The sequence below is a fragment of the Pseudomonas sp. 20-5 genome, from assembly GCF_056782835.1.
Genome location: NZ_CM165584.1, coordinates 3,051,922 through 3,075,587, shown reverse-complemented (window position 1 = coordinate 3,075,587; position 23,666 = coordinate 3,051,922). Strand labels below are relative to the sequence as shown.

General features: G+C 68.6%; 20 protein-coding genes. 16 read left to right on the top strand and 4 right to left on the bottom strand.

The window, feature by feature from the left end; genetic code table 11:
• Positions 1-1,395 carry a dihydrolipoyl dehydrogenase gene (lpdA, locus tag AC1RB9_RS14130; RefSeq protein WP_003144146.1) on the top strand — a complete coding sequence of 465 codons (1,395 nt, stop codon included), beginning with the start codon at positions 1-3 and terminating at the stop codon, positions 1,393-1,395.
• 131 nt (positions 1,396-1,526) lie between these two features.
• On the opposite strand, the gene AC1RB9_RS14125 is transcribed toward lpdA, so the two are convergent.
• Positions 1,527-2,345 (bottom strand): transcriptional regulator, encoded by an 819-nt coding sequence (locus AC1RB9_RS14125; RefSeq protein ID WP_003117809.1) that lies wholly within the window; start codon positions 2,343-2,345, stop codon positions 1,527-1,529.
• A gap of 168 nt (positions 2,346-2,513) precedes the next feature.
• Between AC1RB9_RS14125 and AC1RB9_RS14120 the strand changes: the two genes are divergently transcribed.
• The 6 genes from AC1RB9_RS14120 (at position 2,514) to pvcD (ending at position 9,332) form a co-directional block, all read left to right on the top strand.
• On the top strand, positions 2,514-3,959 hold the full coding sequence (locus AC1RB9_RS14120; protein ID WP_003113731.1) for an alanine/glycine:cation symporter family protein: 1,446 nt from the start codon (positions 2,514-2,516) through the stop codon (positions 3,957-3,959).
• A 99-nt stretch (positions 3,960-4,058) separates the two neighbouring features.
• Positions 4,059-5,045 (top strand): asparaginase, encoded by a 987-nt coding sequence (locus AC1RB9_RS14115; RefSeq protein ID WP_003113732.1) that lies wholly within the window; start codon positions 4,059-4,061, stop codon positions 5,043-5,045.
• Between the two features lie 213 nt (positions 5,046-5,258).
• Positions 5,259-6,245 (top strand): paerucumarin biosynthesis protein PvcA, encoded by a 987-nt coding sequence (gene pvcA / locus AC1RB9_RS14110; RefSeq protein WP_003089256.1) that lies wholly within the window; start codon positions 5,259-5,261, stop codon positions 6,243-6,245.
• Between the two features lie 17 nt (positions 6,246-6,262).
• Entirely contained in the window at positions 6,263-7,138 is an 876-nt protein-coding gene (pvcB, locus tag AC1RB9_RS14105; RefSeq protein ID WP_003450829.1) for a paerucumarin biosynthesis oxygenase PvcB, read from the top strand.
• A 51-nt stretch (positions 7,139-7,189) separates the two neighbouring features.
• Positions 7,190-8,692, top strand: coding sequence for a paerucumarin biosynthesis protein PvcC (gene pvcC / locus AC1RB9_RS14100; RefSeq protein ID WP_003122752.1), 1,503 nt, complete (start codon positions 7,190-7,192; stop codon positions 8,690-8,692).
• Positions 8,685-9,332 carry a paerucumarin biosynthesis heme-binding protein PvcD gene (gene pvcD, locus AC1RB9_RS14095; RefSeq protein WP_003450834.1) on the top strand — a complete coding sequence of 216 codons (648 nt, stop codon included), beginning with the start codon at positions 8,685-8,687 and terminating at the stop codon, positions 9,330-9,332. Before pvcC ends, pvcD begins: the two co-directional genes overlap by 8 nt.
• Before the next feature lie 233 nt (positions 9,333-9,565).
• On the opposite strand, the gene ptxR is transcribed toward pvcD, so the two are convergent.
• The gene (gene ptxR, locus AC1RB9_RS14090) at positions 9,566-10,504 is read right to left on the bottom strand and encodes an HTH-type transcriptional regulator PtxR (RefSeq protein WP_003089264.1); all 939 of its coding nucleotides are present in this window, start codon (positions 10,502-10,504) and stop codon (positions 9,566-9,568) included.
• Between the two features lie 562 nt (positions 10,505-11,066).
• Here ptxR and ptxS point away from each other — a divergent pair.
• The 8 genes from ptxS (at position 11,067) to AC1RB9_RS14050 (ending at position 20,254) form a co-directional block, all read left to right on the top strand.
• Positions 11,067-12,089, top strand: a complete 1,023-nt coding sequence (gene ptxS / locus AC1RB9_RS14085) for a transcriptional regulator PtxS (RefSeq protein ID WP_003113738.1) — start codon at positions 11,067-11,069, stop codon at positions 12,087-12,089.
• A 71-nt stretch (positions 12,090-12,160) separates the two neighbouring features.
• A complete protein-coding gene (locus AC1RB9_RS14080; protein ID WP_003113739.1) occupies positions 12,161-12,943 on the top strand; it encodes a sugar phosphate isomerase/epimerase family protein in 783 nt (260 codons plus the stop codon).
• Positions 12,936-13,886, top strand: a complete 951-nt coding sequence (locus AC1RB9_RS14075; RefSeq protein WP_003450835.1) for a sugar kinase — start codon at positions 12,936-12,938, stop codon at positions 13,884-13,886. Before AC1RB9_RS14080 ends, AC1RB9_RS14075 begins: the two co-directional genes overlap by 8 nt.
• A gap of 62 nt (positions 13,887-13,948) precedes the next feature.
• Positions 13,949-15,256, top strand: coding sequence for an MFS transporter (locus tag AC1RB9_RS14070; protein ID WP_003113740.1), 1,308 nt, complete (start codon positions 13,949-13,951; stop codon positions 15,254-15,256).
• A gap of 18 nt (positions 15,257-15,274) precedes the next feature.
• Entirely contained in the window at positions 15,275-16,261 is a 987-nt protein-coding gene (locus tag AC1RB9_RS14065; protein ID WP_003450836.1) for a 2-hydroxyacid dehydrogenase, read from the top strand.
• Positions 16,262-16,428: 167 nt separating this feature from the next.
• Positions 16,429-17,145 carry a gluconate 2-dehydrogenase subunit 3 family protein gene (locus AC1RB9_RS14060; protein WP_003450837.1) on the top strand — a complete coding sequence of 239 codons (717 nt, stop codon included), beginning with the start codon at positions 16,429-16,431 and terminating at the stop codon, positions 17,143-17,145.
• Positions 17,146-17,147: 2 nt separating this feature from the next.
• Complete coding sequence (locus AC1RB9_RS14055; protein WP_003110747.1) at positions 17,148-18,923, top strand: GMC family oxidoreductase; 1,776 nt, start codon at positions 17,148-17,150, stop codon at positions 18,921-18,923.
• Between the two features lie 11 nt (positions 18,924-18,934).
• Complete coding sequence (locus tag AC1RB9_RS14050) at positions 18,935-20,254, top strand: cytochrome c (protein WP_003113742.1); 1,320 nt, start codon at positions 18,935-18,937, stop codon at positions 20,252-20,254.
• Between the two features lie 72 nt (positions 20,255-20,326).
• Here AC1RB9_RS14050 and AC1RB9_RS14045 read toward each other — a convergent pair whose 3' ends face one another.
• Positions 20,327-21,223: a LysR family transcriptional regulator gene (locus AC1RB9_RS14045; protein ID WP_003117815.1), complete on the bottom strand. Its 897-nt coding sequence runs from the start codon at positions 21,221-21,223 to the stop codon at positions 20,327-20,329.
• An 86-nt stretch (positions 21,224-21,309) separates the two neighbouring features.
• Here AC1RB9_RS14045 and AC1RB9_RS14040 point away from each other — a divergent pair, with 86 nt between their 5' ends.
• Positions 21,310-22,380, top strand: a complete 1,071-nt coding sequence (locus AC1RB9_RS14040; protein ID WP_003450838.1) for a CTP synthase C-terminal region-related (seleno)protein — start codon at positions 21,310-21,312, stop codon at positions 22,378-22,380.
• On the opposite strand, the gene AC1RB9_RS14035 is transcribed toward AC1RB9_RS14040, so the two are convergent.
• The gene (locus AC1RB9_RS14035) at positions 22,344-23,549 is read right to left on the bottom strand and encodes an MFS transporter (protein ID WP_003117816.1); all 1,206 of its coding nucleotides are present in this window, start codon (positions 23,547-23,549) and stop codon (positions 22,344-22,346) included. The two genes, AC1RB9_RS14040 and AC1RB9_RS14035, sit on opposite strands and share 37 nt — an antisense overlap.
• Positions 23,550-23,666 lie beyond the last annotated feature (117 nt).

The window sequence follows — 23,666 nt, the reverse complement described above, 5'->3', positions numbered from 1 at the left end:
ATGAGCCAGATCCTGAAGACTTCCCTGCTGATCGTCGGCGGCGGTCCCGGCGGCTACGTCGCGGCGATCCGTGCCGGGCAACTGGGCATTCCCACCGTACTGGTGGAGGGCGCCGCCCTCGGCGGCACCTGCCTGAACGTCGGCTGCATCCCGTCGAAGGCGCTGATCCACGCCGCCGAGGAATACCTCAAGGCCCGCCACTATGCCGGCCGGTCGGCGCTGGGCATCCAGGTACAGGCGCCGAGCATCGACATCGCCCGCACCGTGGAATGGAAGGACGCCATCGTCGACCGCCTCACCAGCGGCGTCGCCGCGCTGCTGAAGAAACACGGGGTCGATGTCGTCCAGGGCTGGGCGAGGATCCTCGACGGCAAAAGCGTGGCGGTCGAACTCGCCGGCGGCGGCAGCCAGCGCATCGAGTGCGAGCACCTGCTGCTGGCCGCCGGCTCGCAGAGCGTCGAGCTACCGATCCTGCCGCTGGGCGGCAAGGTGATCTCCTCCACCGAGGCGCTGGCGCCCGGCAGCCTGCCCAAGCGCCTGGTGGTGGTCGGCGGCGGCTACATCGGCCTGGAGCTGGGTACCGCCTACCGCAAGCTCGGCGTCGAGGTGGCGGTGGTGGAAGCGCAACCACGCATCCTGCCGGGCTACGACGAAGAACTGACCAAGCCGGTGGCCCAGGCCTTGCGCAGGCTGGGCGTCGAGCTGTACCTCGGGCACAGCCTGCTGGGCCCGAGCGAGAACGGCGTGCGGGTCCGCGACGGCGCCGGCGAGGAGCGCGAGATCGCCGCCGACCAGGTACTGGTGGCGGTCGGCCGCAAGCCGCGCAGCGAAGGCTGGAACCTGGAAAGCCTGGGCCTGGACATGAACGGCCGGGCGGTGAAGGTCGACGACCAGTGCCGCACCTCGATGCGCAATGTCTGGGCCATAGGCGATCTCGCCGGCGAGCCGATGCTCGCGCACCGGGCCATGGCCCAGGGCGAGATGGTCGCCGAGCTGATCGCCGGCAAGCGTCGCCAGTTCGCCCCGGTGGCGATCCCCGCGGTGTGCTTCACCGATCCGGAAGTGGTGGTCGCCGGGTTGTCCCCGGAGCAGGCGAAGGATGCCGGCCTGGACTGCCTGGTGGCGAGTTTCCCGTTCGCCGCCAACGGCCGCGCCATGACCCTGGAGGCCAACGAAGGCTTCGTCCGCGTGGTGGCGCGTCGCGACAACCACCTGGTCGTCGGCTGGCAGGCGGTGGGCAAGGCGGTCTCGGAACTGTCCACGGCCTTCGCCCAGTCGCTGGAGATGGGCGCCCGCCTGGAAGACATCGCCGGCACCATCCACGCCCATCCGACCCTCGGCGAAGCGGTCCAGGAAGCCGCCCTGCGCGCGCTGGGACACGCCCTGCACATCTGATTCCCGCGAACCTCGGTAGCCGGCCAACCACCGGCGCACATTACCCCCTTGCCCGTCGGGCAAGGGGGCTTTTTTCGTGGCCGCGAACCGGGTCGTCAGCAGGTCTCACCGCCCTGCGCGATCCCCGCCCCTCACTCCGTCTCCAGCAACCCATGCCGCAAGCTCCCCGCCGCCAGGCGCTGGCGAATATCCTCGTCGATCCGCGGATCGTCCGGGCGGTACAGGCGCACCTGGCGGTAGGCGTTGATCCGGTTGATTTCCGCACCGAGGTACTCCCAGACCACCCGGCTGCATGCCGGGGTCCGCCGGTCACCGCTGGAAACGCCCATCTTCAGGCCGTTCAGGCGGGTGATACGGCTCTTGAAACTGGGAATGAGGATGGTCTGGCTCATCTCGTTGAGAGTCAGCGACTCGTAGTCGATCAGGAACACCCGGTCCTGCAACTGGAAGGCCGCGCCGAGATAGCGGCAACGCGCCCACTCCTCCGCCTGCACGTCGGTACTGCTGGTGCGCTCCTGGCGTTCCTGGCGCTCGAAGAGGAACACGCCGTCCTCCTCGTAGAGATGCACCAGGGAGAGCAGGATGCTGCCTGGCACCGACATGCAGTTGGCATATTCGAAGTAGTAGCCGCAGTAGCGGCCCAGGTCGCCGGCCTCGGCGCGCAGCGGTTGCAGCAGCCGCAACAGCGGGTCGTTGCTGGGCTGGCGCGGCTGGGCGCTGGTGCGGGCGCCGATCAGGCGGGCGAACTGCTCGGGCGGCAAGCCCAGCTCGTAGTCCTCGACGCCGAAGAAGTCGCCGATCCGCTTGCGGTTGTACGGCGTCGGCTGGCTCTGGCCGCTGAGGTACTTGTTGAACTGTGCGCGATTGATCGCCAATTGCCGGCAAACCTCGGAAATCGAGCGGTAATGGCTGCAAAGCAGCTTGAGATTGGCGCCCAGGTGCTCGGACATCGATGGCTCCAAAACTGATGCTATGGACGCGATTCTAGCATCAGGTCGCATCAAGCAGGAGCAACCCGCGAAATTGTAACCAGGTGCGTCATGGCCAACCATGCGCCGCGCACCAAGGCGCTGCCGCAGCGCACGCCGGTACCAGAATAAGAACCGAGGTAGACCTCCATGCTTGAAATGCTCAACGATTTCCTTTCCGGAAAAGTCCTCATCGTCCTGATCGTCGGCCTGGGTGCCTACTTCACGATCCGTTCGCGTTTCGTCCAGTTCCGCCACTTCGGCCACATGTTCGGCGTATTCAGGGAATCGCTGCGCGGCCAGGCCGGCCAGCTCAGCTCCTTCCAGGCCCTGATGCTGAGCCTCGCCGGCCGGGTCGGCGCCGGCAACATCGCCGGGGTCGGCATCGCCGTGACCCTCGGCGGTCCGGGGGCGGTGTTCTGGATGTGGGTCACCGCGCTGGTCGGCATGTCCAGCAGCTTCTTCGAATGCACCCTGGCCCAGGTCTACAAGCGCAGCGACGGCGACGGCCTGTATCGCGGCGGCCCGTCCTACTACATCCAGCACGGCCTGAAGCTGCGCTCGATGGCGGTGGTCTTCGCGGTACTCCTGCTGGTGACCTACGGCTTCGCCTTCAACGGCCTGCAGTCCTACACCGTCACCCATTCGCTGCAGAACGCCTTCGGCTTCGCCCCGCAGCACACCGGGATCGCCCTGGCGGTGCTGCTCGGCGTGGTCTTCATCGGCGGCATCAAGCGCATCGCCGCGGTCTCCGACCTGCTGGTGCCGATCAAGACCCTGGCCTACATCGGCGTCACCCTGTACGTCATCGCCAGCCAGATCGAGCACGTCCCGGCAATGCTGGAAACCATCGTCAAGAGCGCCTTCGGCCTAGACCCGGCGTTCGGCGGCCTGCTCGGCAGCGCCATCGTGATGGGCGTCAAGCGTGGCGTCTTCGCCAACGAGGCCGGCCTGGGCAGCGCGCCGAACGTCGCCGCGGTCGCCGCCGTGCGCCATCCGGCGGCACAGGGCGTGGTCCAGGCCTTCAGCGTGTTCCTCGACACCTTCGTGATCTGCACCTGCACCGCCCTGCTGATCCTGCTCTCGGGCTTCTACACCCCGGGCTTCGAAGGCGACGGCATCGTCCTCACCCAGAACTCCCTGGCCGCGGTGGTCGGCGACTGGGGCCGGGTGTTCGTCAGCGTGGCCCTGTCGCTGTTCGTCTTCACCTGCATCCTCTACAACTTCTACCTGGGCGAGAACAGCCTACAGTTCCTCAGCCGCAACCGCCTGGTGCTGATCGGCTACCGCGCGCTGGTGCTGGCCCTGGTGGTCTGGGGCTCGGTGCAGGACCTGTCCACCGTGTTCGCCTTCGCCGACATCACCATGACCTGCCTGGCCTTCGTCAACCTGATGGCCCTGGCCCTGCTGTTCAAGGTCGGCCTGCGGGTGATGCGCGACTATGACGTGCAGCGCCGCGCCGGGATCAAGCAACCGGTGTTCGACTCGGCGCAGTTCGCCGACCTCGACCTGGACCGCGAAGCCTGGCCCGCCGGCCAGCGCGCCGAGCCCCCGGCGCAGGCGGACGCCGAGCCGCTGCCGAGCGGCAATCGCTGAGTCTCGCGCAGGCGCCCTCCCCCCGGAGCGGCGCCTGCGCCACAATGGTGTCCCCTCTTCGCACGTCCGGCGCGAAAAGGCCCGACACAAGGATTACGGATGCTCCCAGTCAAGAACCTCTTCGTGCTCTACACCGGCGGCACCATCGGCATGCTGCAGACCCCTCAGGGACTGGCTCCGGCCGGTGGCTTCGAAGCGCGCATGCGCGACCACCTGCAAAGCCTCGGCGACGCCCCGGACCTGCGCTGGCGCTTCGCCGAACTGCAACCGCCGCTGGACAGCGCCAACATGACCCAGGGCAACTGGCTGGCGATGCGCGACGCCATCGTCGCCGCGCTCGACGCCGGCCACGACGGCGTGCTGCTCCTGCACGGCACCGACACCCTGGCCTACAGCGCCGCGGCGCTGTCCTTCCTGCTCCTCGACCTGCCGATCCCGGTGCTGCTGACCGGCTCCATGCTGCCGGCCGGCGCGCCGGGCAGCGATGCCTGGGACAACCTGGTCGGCGCCCTGCGCGTCCTCCAGGAGGGCCACGCGCGCGGCGTACAGGTCTATTTCAACGATGCCCTGCTGCACGGCGCGCGAGTCAGCAAGCTGCGCAGCGACGCGTTCGACGCCTTCGCCGAACTGCCGCGACCGCGCCACGCCGAGCATGCGCCGGTGCCTGCGGCGCTCGGCTACCGCCAGCCGCGCCGGGAAGTGAACCTCGCCGTGCTGCCGCTCTATCCAGGGCTGCGCGCCGCGCACCTGCGCGGGCTGCTCGACAGCGGCGTGGAAGCGCTGCTGCTGGAATGCTATGGCAGCGGCACCGGCCCGTCCGACGACGAGGAGCTGCTGGCGCTGCTGCGCGAAGCCCACGCCCGCGGCGTGCTGCTCGCCGCGGTCAGCCAGTGCGCCTACGGCCAGGTCGAGTTCGGCGTCTACGCCGCCGGCAGCCGCCTGCGCGACGCCGGCCTGCTCTCGGCTGGCGGAATGACCCGCGAGGCGGCCCTGGGCAAGCTCTTCGGCCTGCTCGGCGCCGGCCTCGGACGCGACGAAGCGCAACGCTGGTTCGCCCTCGACCTGTGCGGCGAGAACGCCGACTGACCACCCTGCGGCCGCCCGCCGGCGGCCGCTTCCTTCAGCCCTCCCCGCGATACGCGACACGCCGGCGGCCCGCCCGTGCCCGGCGCCCATCGTCAAGCTTCAGCGAACAGTGTTTCCGGCCTTCCCCGGTTTATCCCCCGGCGGCGAGTCCACAGGATGTCGCCTTCCGCTGCCGGCCCCGCCGGCATCCGCCCACAAGGAGGAAACACCTGCATGTACGCCATCGCCGAAGACACCCTTCCCGCACGCGTATTGAAAGAACTGTTGCTCTATCGCCGCCGTTACCCCGAGCATCGCCAGAGCGCCAGCGAAGCGGACGAGATCCGCCGCATCGAACAGGTCCAGTTGCCGCGCATCGCCGCCTTCATCGAAGCCGGCGAGCCCATCGAATTCGTCCTGCCGGCGTTTCCGGCCAAGTCGCCGAACCCCGGCAAGGTCCTCGACAGCCGTCCGGACATGGCCGAGCGCCTGTCGCTGTCGTTCCTCAACCACCTGTGCCAGCGCATCCAGCTGTTCTATGCACCGGGCGCGAAGATCACCGTCTGCTCCGATGGCCGGGTGTTCGGCGACCTGGTGAGGATCGGCGATGCGCACATCAGCGCCTACCAGGATGCCTTGCGCCTGATGATCGAGGAGATCGGCGCCACCCATATCGGCGTGTTCAACCTAGAGGACGTACGCGCCTTCGAGGCCCAGCGCGACAACCACGAGCAGCTCCGCCAGTTGCTGATCGACGGCTACGCCGAGCCGCTGGAAAGCATCCGCGAGACCCTGCTGGCCAGCGAAGAAGGCCTGCTGCTGTACCGCGCCATCACCCGTTTCCTCTACGAGGACGGCCTGACCCCCGACTACCAGGGCTCGAAGACTGCCCTGCAACGCGACGCCAAGGAGCGCGCCTACGGGGTGATCCAGCGCAGCTGGGCCTGGGGCGCGCTGCTGGCCGACCAGTTCCCCCGCGCGATCCGCCTGTCCATCCATCCGCAGCCGGCGGACAGTCTGAAGTTCGGCATCCACATGATGCCGACCCGCGACGACTGGCTGACGCCCTGGCACGGCGTGGCGGTGAACACCGAGGACCGCTTCGTGCTGATGAAGCGCAGCGAGGTGCTGGAACTCGGCGGCGAGCTGGTGCAGATCAACGGCCAGCCCAGTCACTACCGCCTGCCGGCCAGGGCCGCCCGGCGCGCCGCCGTGGCCTGAGCCCGAGGAGCCAGACGATGAACGCCTATCTCAGCGATCAACCGGTACGTCTCTCGCCGCTGCGCGACGAACAGGGCAACCAGCCGCGCTTCGGCCTGCTGCTGGAGCCCGGCCGCCCCGGCATGCACGTCGGCGAGCTGCCGGCGCAGTGGCTCAAGGGCCTGGCTCGCAGCCACCACCTGCTGCTCCTGCGCGGCTTCGCCGCCTTCGCCGACGCCGAGAGCCTGACCCGCTACTGCCACGACTTCGGCGAAGTCATGCTGTGGCCGTTCGGCGCGGTGCTCGAGCTGGTGGAACAGGAAGGCGCCGAGGACCACATCTTCGCCAACAACTACGTGCCGCTGCACTGGGACGGCATGTACCTGGAGACGGTCCCGGAATTCCAGGTGTTCCACTGTGTCGACGCGCCCGGCGACAGCGACGGCGGCCGCACCACCTTCAGCTCGACCCCGGCGGCGCTGCAACTGGCCGACAGTAGCGAGCTGGAACTCTGGCGCCACGCCAGCGGCCGGTACCAGCGCAGCGCGGCGCACTACAGCAGCCGCTCGGCGGCGCCGATAGTCGAGCGCCACCCGCGCCGCGAATTCCCCATCCTGCGTTTCTGCGAACCGCCGGTCGAGGGCGACGCCAGCTTCATCAACCCCTCCGAGTTCCACTACGACGGCATCGCCCCGGAACAGCGCGGCGAACTGCTCGCCAGCCTGCGCCGCTGCCTGTACCACCCACAGGCGCACTACGCCCACCGCTGGCGCAGCGACGACCTGGTGATCGCCGACAACCTGACCCTGTTGCACGGTCGCGAGGCCTTCGCCCACCGCGCGCCGCGCCAACTGCGGCGGGTGCATATCCACGCCGAGCCGGCGCTGCGCAACCCGCACCTGCAGCGCGACTGACCGCCCCGCCGGCCGTGCGCGCCACGGCCGGCGTCCCGACAAGGAACCAGCATGAGCCATTCCGTCCCCAACGCGCTGATGACCGGCGCCGACTATCTCGACAGCCTGCGCGACGGTCGCCAGGTCTACCTCAACGGCGAACGGGTCGCCGACGTCACCCGGCACAGGGCGTTCCGCAACGCCTGCCGCAGCATCGCCGGGCTCTACGACGGCCTCCACGGCGAGCAGCGCGACGTCCTCACCCGGGTCGATGCCCAGGGCCGCCGCAGCCACCGCTTCTTCACCCCCGCGCAGAACGCCGAGGACCTGCTCGGCGCGCGCGAGGCGATCGGCTGCTGGTCGCGCATGACCTACGGCTTCATGGGGCGTACCCCGGACTACAAGGCGGCGTTCATGTCCGGGCTGGAGGCCGGCGCCGGCTTCTACGGCGACTACCGGCAGAACGCCTGCGCCTGGCACCGCGCCTTCGCCGACCGCGGGCTGTTCCTCAACCACGCGATCATCAATCCGCCGCTGGACCGCAGCAAGGCGATCCACGAGATGCGCGACGTGTTCGTCCACGTCGAACGCGAGACCGACCAGGGTATCGTCGTCAGCGGGGCGAAGATGCTCGCCACCGGCAGCGCCATCACCAACGCCACCTTCGTCGCCCCGGTCGCCTCGGCGCAGATGGAAGCCGGCAAGGCCGAGGACTTCGCCCTGGTGTTCTTCGCCCGCATGGACAACCCCGGCCTGCGCCTGATGTGCCGGCCATCCTACGAGGAGCGCGCGAGCAGTCCCTTCGACTATCCGCTGTCCAGCCGCTTCGACGAGAACGACAGCGTGCTGCTGTTCGACAAGGCGCTGATTCCCTGGGAGGACGTCCTGGTCTACCGCGACCTGCGCCGCGCCACCGGCTTCTATGCCGAGTCGGGCTTCGCCAACCTGTACAACTTCCAGTCCGGCATCCGCCTCGGGGTGAAGCTGGAGCTGATGATCGGCCTGCTTTCCCTCGGCGTGCGCGCCAATGGCACCCAGGGCTTCCGCGGGATACAGGCTGCCCTCGGCGAGCTGATCGCCCTGCAGCACCTGCTGCAGGCGCTGACCACCGCCATGGCCCGCGACCCGGAGCGCAACGCCGCCGGGTCGGCGGTGCCGCGCCTGGAGTACGCCAATGCCCTGCGCATCCAGGTGCCGCAGATCTGGAAGCGGGTCCGCGAGCTGCTGGAAAGCGCCCTCGGCGGCGCCCCGCTGGTCACCGTCTCGGGCGCCGCCGACCTGCGCGACGGCGAGGCGCGGCGGCTGGTGGACAGCTACTACCGCGGTGCCGAGCTGGAGCCGGAGCAGCGCCTGAAGCTGTTCAAGCTGATCTGGGACGCCACCGGCAGCGAGTTCGGCGCGCGCCACGCGGTCTATGAGAGCCATTATTCCGGCAATGCCGAGCAGATCCGCCTCGACTCGCTGGCCTGGGCCAGCCGTCGCGGGCACCTGGCCTACTGCGAGGCGATGGTCCAGCGCTGCATGGCCGACTACGACATCCACGGCTGGCTGCGGGGGCCCTGGCAGCATGACTGAGCGCAAACGCTGGCTGGCCGGCTGCCTCTCGGCCCTGCTTTCCCTGCCGCTGGCCGCCGCCGTGCCGGGCCCGGACGCGCCCGCCGACCTGGCGCGCGGCAAGGCGATGGCGCAGAAAATGTGCTCGCGCTGCCACGACGACAACGGCAACGGCGGGCCGCGGCCGAACCGCAGCTACCCGAAGCTCGCCGGGCTCGACCGGGAATACCTGTACAAGCAGATCTACGACCTCAAGACCCAGCGCCGGCGCAACCCGGCCACCAACGGCCGCGGCGAGGAGCTGAGCGCGGCGGACGTGGTCAACGTCTCCGCCTGGTTCGCCGCCCAGCGCATGAGTGCCGGCGAGCAGACCCTGGCCGACCCGAGGCAACGCGAACGCGGCCGCCAGCTCTTCGAGAACGGCCTGGCGCAGCGCGGCGTACCGCCCTGCGTCACCTGCCACGGGCCCGCCGCCCAGGGCCTGGCGGCGCTGAAGGCGCCGCGCCTGGCCGGGCAATGGGCGGAATACCTGGCAACCCAGTTGCACGGCTTCCGCGACGGCAAGCGCGGCAACAGCGCGACCATGCGCGCGGTCGCCGGCGGCCTGGAGGATAGCGACATCCAGGCGCTCGCCGGCTACCTGGGCAGCCTGGGGCCGTAGGGCGAATAACCGCTCGCGGTTATCCGCCGCCTATCCATGACGTCGGCGGCGGATAACGCCTGTGGCGTTATTCGCCCTACGCCAGTTGGAATGGCTTGCGACCGAGATGCTGCCGAAGCCCGATTAGGGCGAATAACCGCTCGCGGTTATCCGCCGCCTATCCGTGACGTCGGCGGCGGATAACGCCTGTGGCGTTATTCGCCCTACAGCCCCCCCAGCACGGATGCCCGGCCTCATTCGCTCTGCGCCAGGCGGAACGGCTCGCGACCGAGATGCTCGCGCAGCGACTCGATGAACGCCCTGACCCGCACCGGCATGTAGCGCGCCGAGGGGTACAGGGCATAGATGCCGCCCTGCGGCAGGCGCCAACCGGGCAGCAGCCGGACCAGCCGTCCGCGGGCGATCTCGCGGGCTACCAGGAAGCTTGGCAGCACGCTGACGCCGGCACCGTCGAGCACCAGGCGGTACACCGCCAGGGTGTTGTTCGCCAGCAGGCGCCCTCGGGTCTGTACCGTGGCACGCTCGCGCTGGCGTTCGAAGGTCCAGGTCCAGGGCGTGCTCAGGCGGGTATGGCCGATCCATTCGCAACGCGCCAGGTCGTGCGGCTGGAGCACCGGCGGCAGGCCGGCGAGGTATCCCGGCGTCGCCACGGCAACCTGCTGGAAGTCGCACAGCTTGCTGGCATGCAGGCCGGAGTCGCGCGGCCAGCCGATACGTACCGCGAGATCGATGCGCTGGCCGACCAGATCGCTGAACTGGTCATCGGCCAGCATTTCCACCTGGACCTTGGGAAACTGCCGGATGAACGCCGCGGAAACGCTGCTGATGTGCCATTTGACGAAGTCCTGCGGCGCGGTGATGCGCAACCGGCCACTGGGCTCGCCCTGCAGGTCGCGCACATCGGAGAGCGCGCCGTCCAGCTCGCCGAGCATGCGCTGGGCCACGCCGAACAGCAGTTCGCCGCGATCGGTAAGGGTCATGCGACGGGTGGTACGGGTCAGCAACTGGATCCCGAGGTCGGCCTCCAGGCGTCGCAACTGCTCGCTGAGTAGCGATTTCGACAAGCCCAGGGCCTCCGCCGCGGCGGTGAAGCTGTTGTGTTCGGCGACGGCGACGAAGGCATACAAGTGATTCAGGTTCAGATGATTCAATCGCTCCAGGGCGGCGCTCATCCTGTCATTCCTTAGCCGGGAAGTGGGTCCGGACGGGTCTTGTCGAAAAATCCTGCTGCGACGGAACGGCGGCATTCGACAGGACCCGCAACGATCGGTGAGCGTGATGACGCGACCGGGCGGTCAGGTCGTCGATAAAGACCGCCAGGCGCGCATAAGTTTCAGCGCGCCACCTTCGTTTTCCGATAAATGAGAACTGCTTCAGACGGTCGGCCGGGTGCTTTTCATGTCAGCGAAGCTCGCCTGATTGATCGCTTTCTACCGACAAAACCTTCTTAAAGTAGTTTCTCAAGTATTGGACAAACTTCCTTTTTATTTATGGAGATATGGCACATTCATTCCATTCGACATTAATAATTGCAAACCATCATTCGAAACGATTATTCGGTTTTCATGAACAACGTCCTGGCCTCATGCCTGGCTCGGCCCCGGTAGGCGTTTTTTTCCCGTTGACGGGCATCGGCCTTCTGGTATTTTCTGAAACCGGTTTCAACTCCTGGCATCCGCTGGCGAAGACCAGCCGGACACACCAATAAGAACAGCACCAAGAGGTACCAGGTCCGTGAATGGTTCAGTACTGCCCAGCCGTGGCCGCGTCACCATCAACCAGGTGGCCGAGGCCGCCGGCGTCTCCAAGGCTAGCGTGTCGCGCTATATCGGCGGCGACCGCCAGTTGCTCGCCGATGCCACCGCCCGGCGCATCGAGCGCGCCATCGACCAGCTCGACTACCGCCCCAACCAGATGGCCCGAGGCCTCAAGCGCGGGCGCACACGGCTGATCGGAATGCTGGTGGCGGACATCCTCAACCCCTACTCCGTGGCCGTCATGCATGGCGTGGAAACCGCCTGCCGCGAACACGGCTACAGCCTGGTGGTGTGCAATACCGACCGCGACGACGAGCAGGAGCGTCATCACCTGGCCGCCCTGCAGTCCTACAACGTCGAAGGACTGATCGTGAACACCCTCGGCCACCATCCCGGCGAATTGCGCGCCCTGCACCGCGAACTGCCGATGGTGCTGGTGGACCGCCAGTTGGCCGAGCTGGATACCGACCTGGTCGGCCTGGACAACGCCGACGCCGTCGAACAGGCCCTCGACCACCTGCAGCACCGCGGCTTCCGCGACATCCTGCTGGTCACCGAACCGCTCGACGGCACCAGCTCGCGGATCGAGCGGGTCCAGGCCTTCAATGCCTCCATCGGCCGGCGACCGGCGCTCAAGGGCCAGGTCCTGCAAACCGACGACTTCTTCCGCGACGGCCTGCGCGCCTTCCTTTCGGCCAGCGGCCCCGGGCCGAAGGCGCTGTTCACCTGCAACGGCGTCGCCACCCTCTGCGCCACCCGCCAACTGCGCGACCTCGGCTGCCGGCTGTTCGATGAGGTCGGCCTGCTGGCCCTGGACGAACTCGACTGGTACCCACTGGTGGGCAGCGGCATCACCGCCCTCGCCCAACCCACCGACGAAATCGGCCGCACCGCCTTCGAGCGCCTCCTGGCGCGACTCGAAGGCGACCGCGAGCCGGCGCGCCGGGTGACCTTCCCGGCGCAACTGATCGTTCGCGGCTCGACCCATCCACGCGGCTAGCGGCCCGCCGCCGGCGCGTTGCCGGCGGCTTTCGCACGGCTTGAAATGAAACCGGTTTCAGAGGATCGCCAATGTCCCTTCACCCCGTCTCCATCAGTCTTTCCAGCTATGGCGCGGACCTCGTTCGCAGTCGCGGCCAGGCCAGCTTCCTGCCCTTGCTGGCGATGGCCGGCGCGCAGCGCGTGGAACTGCGCGAGGAACTCTTCGCCGGCCCGCCGGATACCGAGGCGCTGACCGCCGCCATCCAGTTGCAGGGGCTGGAGTGCGTGTTCTCCTCACCCCTCGAGCTGTGGCGCGAAGACGGCCAGTTGAACCCCGAGCTGGAACCGACCCTGCGCCGCGCCGAAGCTTGCGGAGCCGGATGGCTCAAGGTCTCGCTCGGCCTTCTGCCGGAACAGCCCGATCTCGCCGCCCTCGGCCGGCGCCTGGCGCGCCACGGCTTGCAACTGCTGGTGGAGAACGACCAGACGCCCCAGGGCGGCCGGATCGAGGTGCTGGAACGCTTCTTCCGCCTCGCCGAACGCCAGCAGCTGGACCTGGCGATGACCTTCGACATCGGCAACTGGCGCTGGCAGGAGCAGGCGGCCGACGAAGCCGCCCTGCGCCTTGGCCGCTATGTCGGCTACGTGCACTGCAAGGCGGTGATCCGCAACCGCGACGGCAAGCTGGTCGCGGTGCCGCCGTCGGCCGCCGACCTGCAGTACTGGCAGCGCCTGCTGCAGCATTTCCCGGAAGGCGTGGCGCGGGCCATCGAATACCCGCTGCAGGGCGACGACCTGCTCAGTCTCAGCCGCCGGCACATCGCCGCCCTCGCCCGCCTCGGCCAGCCCCAGGAGGAACGCCAGCATGGCTGACTTCGAGATCCTCTGCTTCGGCGAGACCATGGCCATGTTCGTCGCCGAACAGCCCGGCGAACTGGACCGGGTCGAGCAGTTCGGCAAGCGCATCGCCGGCGCCGACAGCAACGTCGCCATCGGCCTCGCCCGCCTCGGCTTCACGGTGGCCTGGCTGAGCCGGGTCGGCGACGACTCGCTCGGCCGCTTCGTACTCGACAGCCTGACCCGCGAGGGCCTCGACTGCCGCTTCGTCGAGGTCGACGCGCAAGCGCCCACCGGGTTCCAGATGAAGTCCCGCGAGGTCGATGGTGCCGACCCGCGGGTCGAGTACTTCCGCCGCGGCTCGGCGGCCAGCCGGCTGGGCCTCGCCCATATCCGCGAAGAAATGCTCGGCGCCCGCCACCTGCACGCCACCGGCATTCCGCCGGCACTCTCGGCGAGTGCCTGCGAGCTGTCCCACGAACTGATGCGGCGCATGCGCGGCAGGGGCGCCAGCCTGTCCTTCGATCCCAACCTGCGGCCCTCGCTGTGGCCCAGCGAGCGCCGCATGATCGCCGAGATCAACGCCCTCGCCGCGCATGCCCACTGGGTCCTGCCGGGCCTGGAGGAAGGCCGCCTGCTCAGCGGCTGGCAGGAACCCGCGGATATCGCCGCGTTCTACCTGGACATGGGCGTCGACGCGGTGGCGATCAAGCTCGGCCCGAGCGGCGCCTACTATCGCGATGCCCACGGCGAAGGGCTGGTCCCCGGCGTGCCGGTGGCGACCGTGGTGGACACCGTGGGCGCCGGCGACGGCTTCGCGGTCGGGGTGGTCAGCGCGCTGCTGGAAGGCCTGCCGCTGCCCGACGCGGTGGCGCGCGGCAACTGGATCGGCAGCCGCGCGGTACAGGTCCGCGGCGACATGGAGGGGCTGCCGAAACGCAGCCAACTGCTCGACCGCGAGCGCCGCAGGAGCGCCTGAACCCGCCGCCCACGCGGCACCTGTTGCGACAAGAACAAGACAAGCTCAGGAGATACCCGACCATGACCATGCCTCGCCTCGCCAGCAGCCGCTGGTGGTACATCATGCCGATCGTTTTCGTCACCTACAGCCTGGCCTACCTGGACCGCGCCAACTACGGCTTCGCCGCCGCCTCCGGGATGGCCGACGACCTGCGGATCACTCCCGGGCTGTCCTCGCTGCTGGGCGCGCTGTTCTTCCTCGGTTACTTCTTCTTCCAGGTGCCGGGGGCGATCTACGCGGAAAAGCGCAGCGTCAAGAAGCTGATCTTCGTCAGCCTGATCCTCTGGGGCGGACTGGCCACCCTGACCGGGATGGTCGCCAACGTCTATCTGCTGATCGGCATCCGCTTCCTCCTCGGCGTGGTCGAGGCGGCGGTGATGCCAGCGATGCTGGTCTACCTCTGCCACTGGTTCACCCGCGCCGAGCGCTCGCGGGCGAACACCTTCCTGATCCTCGGCAACCCGGTGACCATCCTCTGGATGTCGGTGGTCTCCGGCTACCTGGTGGAGCATTTCAGCTGGCGCTGGATGTTCATCATCGAAGGCCTGCCGGCGGTGATCTGGGCCTTCATCTGGTGGCGCCTGGTGGATGACCGCCCGCGCCAGGCCGCCTGGCTGAGCGGCTCGGAAAAACGCGACCTGGAAGACGCCCTGGCCGCCGAGCAGCAGGGCATCAAGCCAGTGAAGAACTACCGCGAGGCGTTCCGTTCGCCAAAGGTCATCGTCCTCTCGCTGCAGTACTTCTGTTGGAGCATCGGCGTCTATGGCTTCGTCCTCTGGCTGCCGTCGATCCTCAAGCACGGCGCCAACATCGACATCATAGAAGCCGGCTGGCTGTCGGCGCTGCCCTACCTGGCGGCGGTGATCGCCATGCTCGGGGTGTCCTGGGCCTCGGACCGGTTGCAGAAACGCAAGCGTTTCGTCTGGCCGCCGCTGCTCATCGCGTCCATCGCCTTCTACGGTTCCTACGCCCTCGGCAGCGAGCACTTCTGGCTGTCCTACGCCCTGCTGGTGCTGGCCGGGGCCTGCATGTACGCGCCCTACGGACCGTTCTTCGCCATCGTCCCGGAAGTCCTCCCGGCCAACGTCGCCGGCGGCGCCATGGCGCTGATCAACAGCATGGGCGCGCTGGGCTCGTTCTCCGGCTCCTGGCTGGTCGGCTACCTGAACGGCATCACCGGCGGGCCCGGGGCTTCCTATCTGTTCATGAGCGGAGCGCTGCTGCTGTCGGTGCTGCTCACCGTGTTCCTCAACCCGCACGCCGACAAGCGCGAGCCCGATGCCGCTCGCGCGCACGCCTCGCGGCGGGCGGCGCCGGCCCACCCCTGACCGACTCCGGAGCATCCGATGAAGAAAGTGGTTCTCTACAAACGTCTCTCCGCGCCCCTGACGGAACGCCTGCGCGAACGGGTCGAGGTGCTCCTGGTCGAGGAGCCCGGCCGCGACGGCCTGGCCCGCCTGCGCGACGCCCTGCCCGAGGCCCACGGCCTGCTCGGCGCCAGCCTGCGCCTGGACGCCGGACTGCTCGACCTGGCACCGCGACTGGAAGCCATCGCCAGCGTCTCGGTGGGCGTCGACAACTATGACATCGACTACCTCGACCGCCGCGGCATCCTCCTCAGCAATACCCCCGACGTGCTCACCGAGACCACCGCCGACACCGGCTTCGCGCTGATCCTGGCGACAGCCCGGCGGGTAGTGGAACTGGCCGGCTGGGTGCGCGCCGGGGAATGGAAGAAGAGCGTCGGCGCCGCCCAGTTCGGTACCGACGTGCATGGCAAGACCCTCGGTATCGTCGGCATGGGCCGCATCGGCGAGGCCCTGGCCCGGCGCGGGCACCACGGCTTCGGCATGCGCGTGCTGTACCACAGCCATAGCCCGAAGCCCCACGTCGAAGAACGCTACGCAGCGAGCTACCGCCCCCTCGACGCGCTGCTCGAGGAATCCGACTTCGTCTGCCTGACCCTGCCGCTGACCGCCGCCACCGAAGGCCTGATCGGTGCCGAGCAGTTCGCCCGGATGCGCCCGCAGGCGATCTTCATCAACATCTCCCGTGGCCGGGTGGTCGACGAGGCGGCCCTGATCGAGGCCCTGGCCCAGCGGCGGATCCGCGCCGCCGGCCTCGACGTGTTCGAGCGCGAGCCGCTGTCTCCCGACTCGCCGCTGCTGCGCCTGCCGAACGTGGTGGCCACTCCGCACATCGGCTCGGCCACCGAGGAAACCCGCGAAGCCATGGCCCGCTGCGCGGTAGACAACCTGCTGGCCGCCCTCGCCGGCGAGCGGCCGCTGAACCTGGTCAATCCTTCGGCCTGGGCGCGACGGCGAGGCGCCTGAAGGCCGCGCCGGGCCGACGCCCGGCGCGCCGTTCTGCTTCACTTGCCGGTATTGGCCTGCCTGAATCCTTGCTGAAACGTTTTTTCAACGTGACACATGAACTTATAATTAGCCTGCTAATCATTATCAGAAAGACGAAACCGTGATGATCCAAAGAGGACCCCACCATGCCCGATGACAAGGCCGTCAACGGCCGCCGCGACTTCCTGCGCAAGACCCTGACCGTGATCCCGGCGGTGACCCTGGCCGGCTATGGCGTCGGCCATGCCATGCAGACGCCCGCCGCCGAGCAGGACAAACCCCGCGAACGCTACCAGCCTCGCTTCTTCACCAACACCGAATGGGCTTTCGTCAACGCCGCGGTGGCGCGACTGATCCCCAGCGACGACAACGGCCCCGGCGCCATCGAGGCCGGGGTGCCGGAGTTCATCGACCGACAGATGGAAACCCCCTACGGGCACGGCGCACTCTGGTACATGCAGGGGCCGTTCGTCACCGACGCCGCGCCGGAGTTCGGCCATCAGTTGAAGCTGGTGCCACGCGACATCTACCGGGTCGGCATCGCCGCCCTGGGACGCTGGAGCAAGGCCAACCAGGGCAAGCCGTTCGCCGAGCTGGAGCCGTCGGCGCAGGACGACATCCTGCAACGCCTGGAAGCCGGCCAGATCGACCTGCAGGACCTGCCGGCCAAGCTGCTCTTCGGCCAGTTGCTGCAAAACACCCACGAAGGCTTCTTCTCCGATCCGCAGCACGGCGGCAATCGCGGCCTGGTGGGCTGGAAGCTGGTCGGTTTCCCCGGCGCCCGCGCCGACTTCATGGACTGGGCCGACCGCGGCGAGAAGTATCCCTTCCCGCCGGTGGCGATTTCCGGCGAGAGGGGTTGAACATGGCGACGACACTCAAACCGGTGGACGCGGTGGTGGTCGGCTTCGGCTGGACCGGAGCGATCCTGGCCAAGGAGCTGACCGAGGCCGGGCTCAACGTGGTGGCGCTGGAGCGCGGCGAGAACCGCGATACCTATCCCGACGGCGCCTACCCGAACACCCTCGACGAGCTGACCTACAACACACGCGGCAAGCTGTTCCAGAATCTCTCCAAGAGCACCGTGAGCATCCGCCACGGGATCAACGACACCGCGCTGCCCTACCGTCAGCTCTCCGCCTTCCTTCCCGGCGACGGCGTCGGTGGCGCCGGCCTGCACTGGTCCGGCGTGCATTTCCGGATCATGCCCGAGGAACTGCGCCTGCGCAGCCATTACGAGGAACGCTACGGCAAGAAATTCATCCCCGAAGGCATGACCATCCAGGACTACGGGGTCAGCTACGAAGAGCTGGAGCCGCACTTCGATTTCGCCGAGAAGGTCTTCGGCACCTCCGGCACCGCGCATACGGTCAAGGGCCAGGTGGTCGGCAAGGGCAATCCGTTCGCCGCCGACCGCTCGGACGACTTCCCGCTGCCGGCGCTGCGCCAGGTGTACTCCGCGCAACTGTTCCGCAAGGCCGCCGAGGAACTCGGCCTGCACCCCTACGACCTGCCGGCGGCCAACGCTTCGGGGCCCTGGACCAACCCCTACGGGGTGCAGATGGGGCCGTGCAACTTCTGCGGCTTCTGCAGCGGCTACGCCTGCTACATGTATTCCAAGGCCTCGCCGAACCTGAACATCCTGCCGGCGCTGCGCCAGACCCCGCTGTTCGAACTGCGCGCCAACTGCAACGTGCTCAAGGTCAACCTCGACAGCGACGGCAGGCAGGCCACCGGCGTGACCTACGTCGACGCCCAGGGGCGCGAGATCGTGCAGCCGGCGAAGCTGGTGATCATCAGCGCCTTCCAGTTCCACAACGTGCGCCTGCTGCTGCTCTCCGGCATCGGCAAGCCCTACGACCCGCGCACCGGCGAGGGCGTGGTGGGAAAGAACTTCGCCTACCAGAACATGGCCACCATCAAGGCGTTCTTCGACAAGGACGTGCATACCAACCCCTTCGTCGGCACCGGCGGTGGCGGCGTGGCGGTGGACGACTTCAACGCCGACAACTTCGACCACGGACCGCTGGGCTTCGTCGGCGGCTCGCCGATGTGGGTCAACCAGGCCGGCTCCAAGCCGATCGGCGGCCTCGCCGTGCCGCCCGGCACGCCGAGCTGGGGCAGCGGCTGGAAACAGGCGGTCAAGGACGCCTACACGCACACCGTGTCGATGGACGCCCACGGCAGCAACATGACCTACCGCGACAACTACCTCGACCTCGACCCGACCTACAAGGACGCCTACGGCCAGCCACTGCTGCGCATGACCTTCGACTGGAAGGACAACGAGATCCGCATGAGCCGCTACGTCACCGAGCACATGCGCAAGATCGCCGAAGCGATGAACCCGAAGGCCATCTCGGTGAGCGTCAAGAACTTCGGCGACCACTTCAATACACGGGTCTACCAGACCACCCACCTGCTCGGCGGGGCGATCATGGGCAGCGATCCGAAGACCAGTGTGCTCAACCGCTACCTGCAGAGCTGGGACGTGCACAACGTCTTCGTCATGGGCGCCTCGGCCTTCCCCCAGGGCACCGGCTACAACCCCACTGGGCTGGTGGCGGCGCTGGCCTACTGGTCGGCCAAGGCGATCCGCGAGCAATACCTGAAGAACCCCGGTCCGCTGGTGCAGGCATGAGGAGCGCAACGATGAAACCGACAGCCTTCCTCGCCCTCTCCGCCCTCGCCTGCGGCATCGCCCAGGCCGCCGCAGCGCCGGACCCGGCCCTGGTCAGGCAGGGTGAATACCTGGCCCGCGCCGGCGATTGCGTGGCCTGCCACACCGCCAGGGACGGCAAGCCGTTCGCCGGGGGCCTGCCGATGGAAACGCCGATCGGCGCGGTGTACTCGACCAACATCACCCCGGACCGCAAGACCGGCATCGGCGACTACAGCTTCGAGGACTTCGACCGTGCCGTGCGCCACGGCGTGGCCAGGTCCGGCGACACGCTCTACCCGGCGATGCCCTACCCGTCCTACGCGCGAGTCAGCGAAGCGGACATGCGCGCCCTCTACGCCTACTTCATGCATGGCGTGGAGCCGGTGGAGCAGCCCAACAAGGCCAGCGACATCCCCTGGCCGCTGTCGATGCGCTGGCCGCTGGCATTCTGGCGCTGGACCTTCGCTCCCGAGGTGAAGGACTTCCAGGCCGCCGCCGGGCAGGACCCGGTGCTGGCGCGCGGCGCCTACCTGGTCGAAGGCCTTGGCCACTGTGGCGCCTGCCATACCCCGCGTGGGCTGGGCATGCAGGAGAAGGCCCTGGCGGCGAGCGATGGCGCGGCCTACCTGTCCGGCAGCGCGCCGCTGGAGAACTGGATCGCCAAGAGCCTGCGCGGCGACCACCGGACCGGACTGGGCAGCTGGAGCGAAGCCGACCTGGTCAGCTTCCTGCGTACCGGCCGCAGCGAGCGCAGCGCGGTGTTCGGCGGCATGTCCGACGTGGTGGTGCACAGCATGCAGTACATGACCGACGCCGACCTCACCGCCATCGCCCGCTACCTCAAGTCGCTGCCGCCGGCGGACCCCGCCGACCAGCCGCACGTCTACGACGAGAGCGTAGCCCAGGCACTGTTCCACGGCGACGACAGCAAGACCGGCGCGGCGCTCTACGTCGACAACTGCGGGGCCTGCCACCGCACCGACGGCAAGGGCTATGCGCGGGTCTTCCCGGCCCTGGCCGGCAACCCGGTAGTGACCGGCAGCGACCCGACCTCCCTGGTGCACATCGTGCTCAAGGGCGGCACCCTGCCGGCCACCCACCAGGCACCGTCGAGCTTCACCATGCCGCCGTTCGGCTGGCGGATGAACGACCAGGAGATCGCCGACGTGGTCAACTTCATCCGCACCAGCTGGGGCAACCAGGCGCCAAGCGTCAGCGTCGACGAGGTCAGGCGCCTGCGCAAGGACACCGGCGCGGCGGCGGTGGGCGACATTCCGCCGCCGGGATCGGCCGCGGCGGATCGCGGCTGAGCGCCAGGCCTGCCATTCCAGCCCCTCTCCCGCTCGCGGGAAAGGGTTGCCATACCAGGCACGGGCACCCCTTCACTCATCTCCCAATCGCACATGCCGCCCCAGCTCGTCGAACAATGCGACCACCGAGCGCAACGCCCGGCAGTCCGGACGGGTCAGCAGCCACAGGGCGCTGGCGCAGCCCTCGAGGTCGGCGTCCAGTACCCGCAGGCCGTCGCCGTCGCGTAGCAGGTAGGCAGGGATCGCCGCCAGGCCGAGGCCGGCGCGGGCCATCTCGGCGACCGCCAGCACGCCGTTGCAGCGGTAGGCCGGCAGCACCCCAGGATAGTGTCGACGACGCCAGACCACGCTCGGGTGGTCGGGAAGAAAATCGTCCGGGGCGATCCAGTGCAGCATGGCGGGCTCCGTCGCGTCGCGGCCCTCCAGGTAGCGTTCGCTGGCGCAGAGCACGTAGCGCACCTCGCCGAGGTTGCGCCCGACCAGGTGTTCCGGCGGCGTGCGGGTCATGCGCAGGGCGATGTCGGCGTCGCGCCGGCTGAGGTTGGCAAAGTCGTTGGAGGTCGCCAGCTCCAGTTGCAGGGCCGGATAGCCAGGCATGAAGCGCGCCAGCGCCGGCAGCAGCAGGCCATGCAGGACGGCGTCGGAGCAGGTCATGCGCACGGTACCGCTGAGCACCTCGCGCTCCAGTTCGAGGCCGATGCGCGCCGCCTCCAGCGCCTGCTCCGCCAGTTCCGCCTGCTGCGCCAGACGGCGGGCGGTCTGGTTCGCCAGGTAGCCGCTGCGGCTTTTGTCGAACAATGCCTTGCCGAGGTTCTTCTCCAGCCGGCGGATGGCCCGGAAGACCGTCGACACATCGACCCTGAGCAACTCTGCGGCCCGCGCCAGGCTGCCGCCGCGAACCAGGGCGAGGACCAGGGCAAGATCGGCATGGTCCAGGCGATATTGCAGCGGTGCATTCATCTTTTGCATTGGCGCCGATATCGAGTGCGGAAACGCAACTATAGAGTGAGCGCCAGGGCCCGCCAACCGGCGTGGCGAAACTGGAGCGAAAACGGATGTCCACCCCTCCCGCGGCGCCGCTGCGCATTGCCCTGGTCGGCGACCACGACCCGCACATCACCGCCCACCGGGCGATTCCCCTGGCCCTGCGCCTGGCCGGCGAGGCACTCGGCCTGGAGATCGCATTCGACTGGCTGGCCAGCGACCGCCTGCCCGCCGAGCCGGCGCTGGAGCGCTATGACGGGTTCTGGTGCGTGCCGGGCAGCCCCTATCGCGACGCCGACGCGGTGCTGCGCCTGATCGCCCATGCCCGGGGCCGGCGCCGGCCGTTCCTCGGTACCTGCGCCGGCTTCCAGCACACGATCCTCGAGTTCGCCCGCAACGCCCTCGGCTGGCAGGCGGCGACCCATGGTGAGGAGCATCCGCACAGCGACCAGGCGGTGATCGCCGCCCTGCCCTGCGCTCTGCTCGAAGCCCGCGAGGAAGTCCGCCTGCTGCGCGGCTCGCGCCTGGCCCTGGCGTATGCCGCCGACTGGATCGAGGCGGACTACCATTGCCGCTACGCAATCGCCCCGCGCTTCGCCGCGGAACTTACCGGCGGCGCACTGCGGGCCAGCGCCTGGAGCGCCGACGGAGCGATCCGCGCGGTGGAGCTGGAACAGCATCCGTTCTTCGTCGCCACCCTGTTCCAACCCGAGCGGGCAGCCCTGGCCGGCGTCCTGCCGCCACTGCCGAAGGCATTCGTCGAGGCGTGCCGGACGCAGCGCCGCGACCACCCCCGGCGCGGCCCGACACCTTATTACGCAGTGATCTTCAGCTCCCATCGCAGCGCCGTCGACGACGGCTACGCCGAAGCGGCCGAGCGCATGCTGGAACTGGCCAGCCGCCAGCCGGGCTATCTCGGCGTGGAGTCGGTCCGCGGCGCCGACGGTTTCGGCATCACCGTCTCCTACTGGGACAACGAGGCGGCGATCCGTGCCTGGAGCCGCCACGCGGAGCACCGCGACGCCCAGGCGCGCGGCCGGCGCGACTGGTACGCCGGTTTCAGCGCGCGGATCGCCCGGGTCGAACGCGAATACGCCTTCCCGGCTCAGCCGGACACCGCGCAGTCTCCGGCCTCGTCCTGAGCCAGCACCCGGAAGCAGGCCAGGGCCAGCAGCCAGGCCAGCCAGCCGGCGCCGACCGCGACGAGGAAACCGCTGGCGGCGCCGTAGCCCTCCACCACCCAACCGGCCAGCGCCGAGCCCAAGGCCATGCCGATGCCCAGCCCGGTGATGGCCCAGGTCAGGCCTTCGGTGAGGCGCGCCGGGTCCACCGCGCGCTCGACCAGGCCCATGGCCAGGATCATCGTCGGCGCCACGCTGAAGCCGGCCACCAGCACGGTCAGGGCAAGCGCAAGGATGCTCTCCACCCCTAGCAGCGGCATCAGGCTCAGGGCCATCAGCGTAACCATGCAGAGCAGTTGCCGGGAAAGCGCCAGGCGCCAGCGCAGCAGCCCGAACAGCAATCCCGCGAGACATGAGCCGACGGCATAGACCGACAACACCAGGCTTGCCGCAGCCTTGTTGCCGTGCGCCTCGGCGAAGGCCACGCTGACCACTTCCACCGCGCCGAAGATCACCCCGATGGCGGCCAGCACCAGCGCCAGCACGCGTACCGCCGGATAGGCCAGCGCGCTGCCGGCGCGGCGCCGCGGATGGGCATGCAGCGGCGGTTCGGTGCCGCGTTGCAGGCTGAACAGGCTCACCCCGGCGACCAGGAACAGCGTCGCCAGCAGCGGCCCCGCCTCGGCGAACCAGCCGACGCTGAGGCTCACCGCCAGCACCGGCCCGATGATGTAGCACACCTCGTCCATCACCGATTCGAAGGAAAACGCCGTGTGCAGCTTCGGCGAGCCCCGGTACAGCTCGGTCCAGCGCGCCCGTACCATGGCCGGCATGCTCGGCATCGCCCCGGCGAGCAAGGCGAACAGGTAGAGCCAGGCATTCGGCGCTCGATAGTGCGTACACAGCAACAGCGCGCTCATCGCCAGGGCGCTGGCCAGCGCGGCCGGGAGCAGCACCCGGCCCTGGCCGAAGCGGTCCACCAGGCGCGATACCTGCGGCGCGAGCAAGGCATTGCAGAACACGAAGGTGGCCGCCACGGTACCGGCCAGCCAGTAGTCGGCATGCACCTGGGAAAGCATGGTGACGATGCCCAGGCCGGTCATCGACAGGGGCATCCGCGCCAGCAGGCCGGCGGCTGAAAAGCCCTTGGCGCCGGGCGCGGCGAACAGTTCGAGATAGGGGTTGCTCATGGAAAGCCTCGGCTGGCCGGCTCCAGCGGAACCGGCGACGATGGGAGAAGACGAAATTAACATACGCTGCGTATGTCAAAAATCATGGAGACATACGCAGCGTATGTCAATTATCCT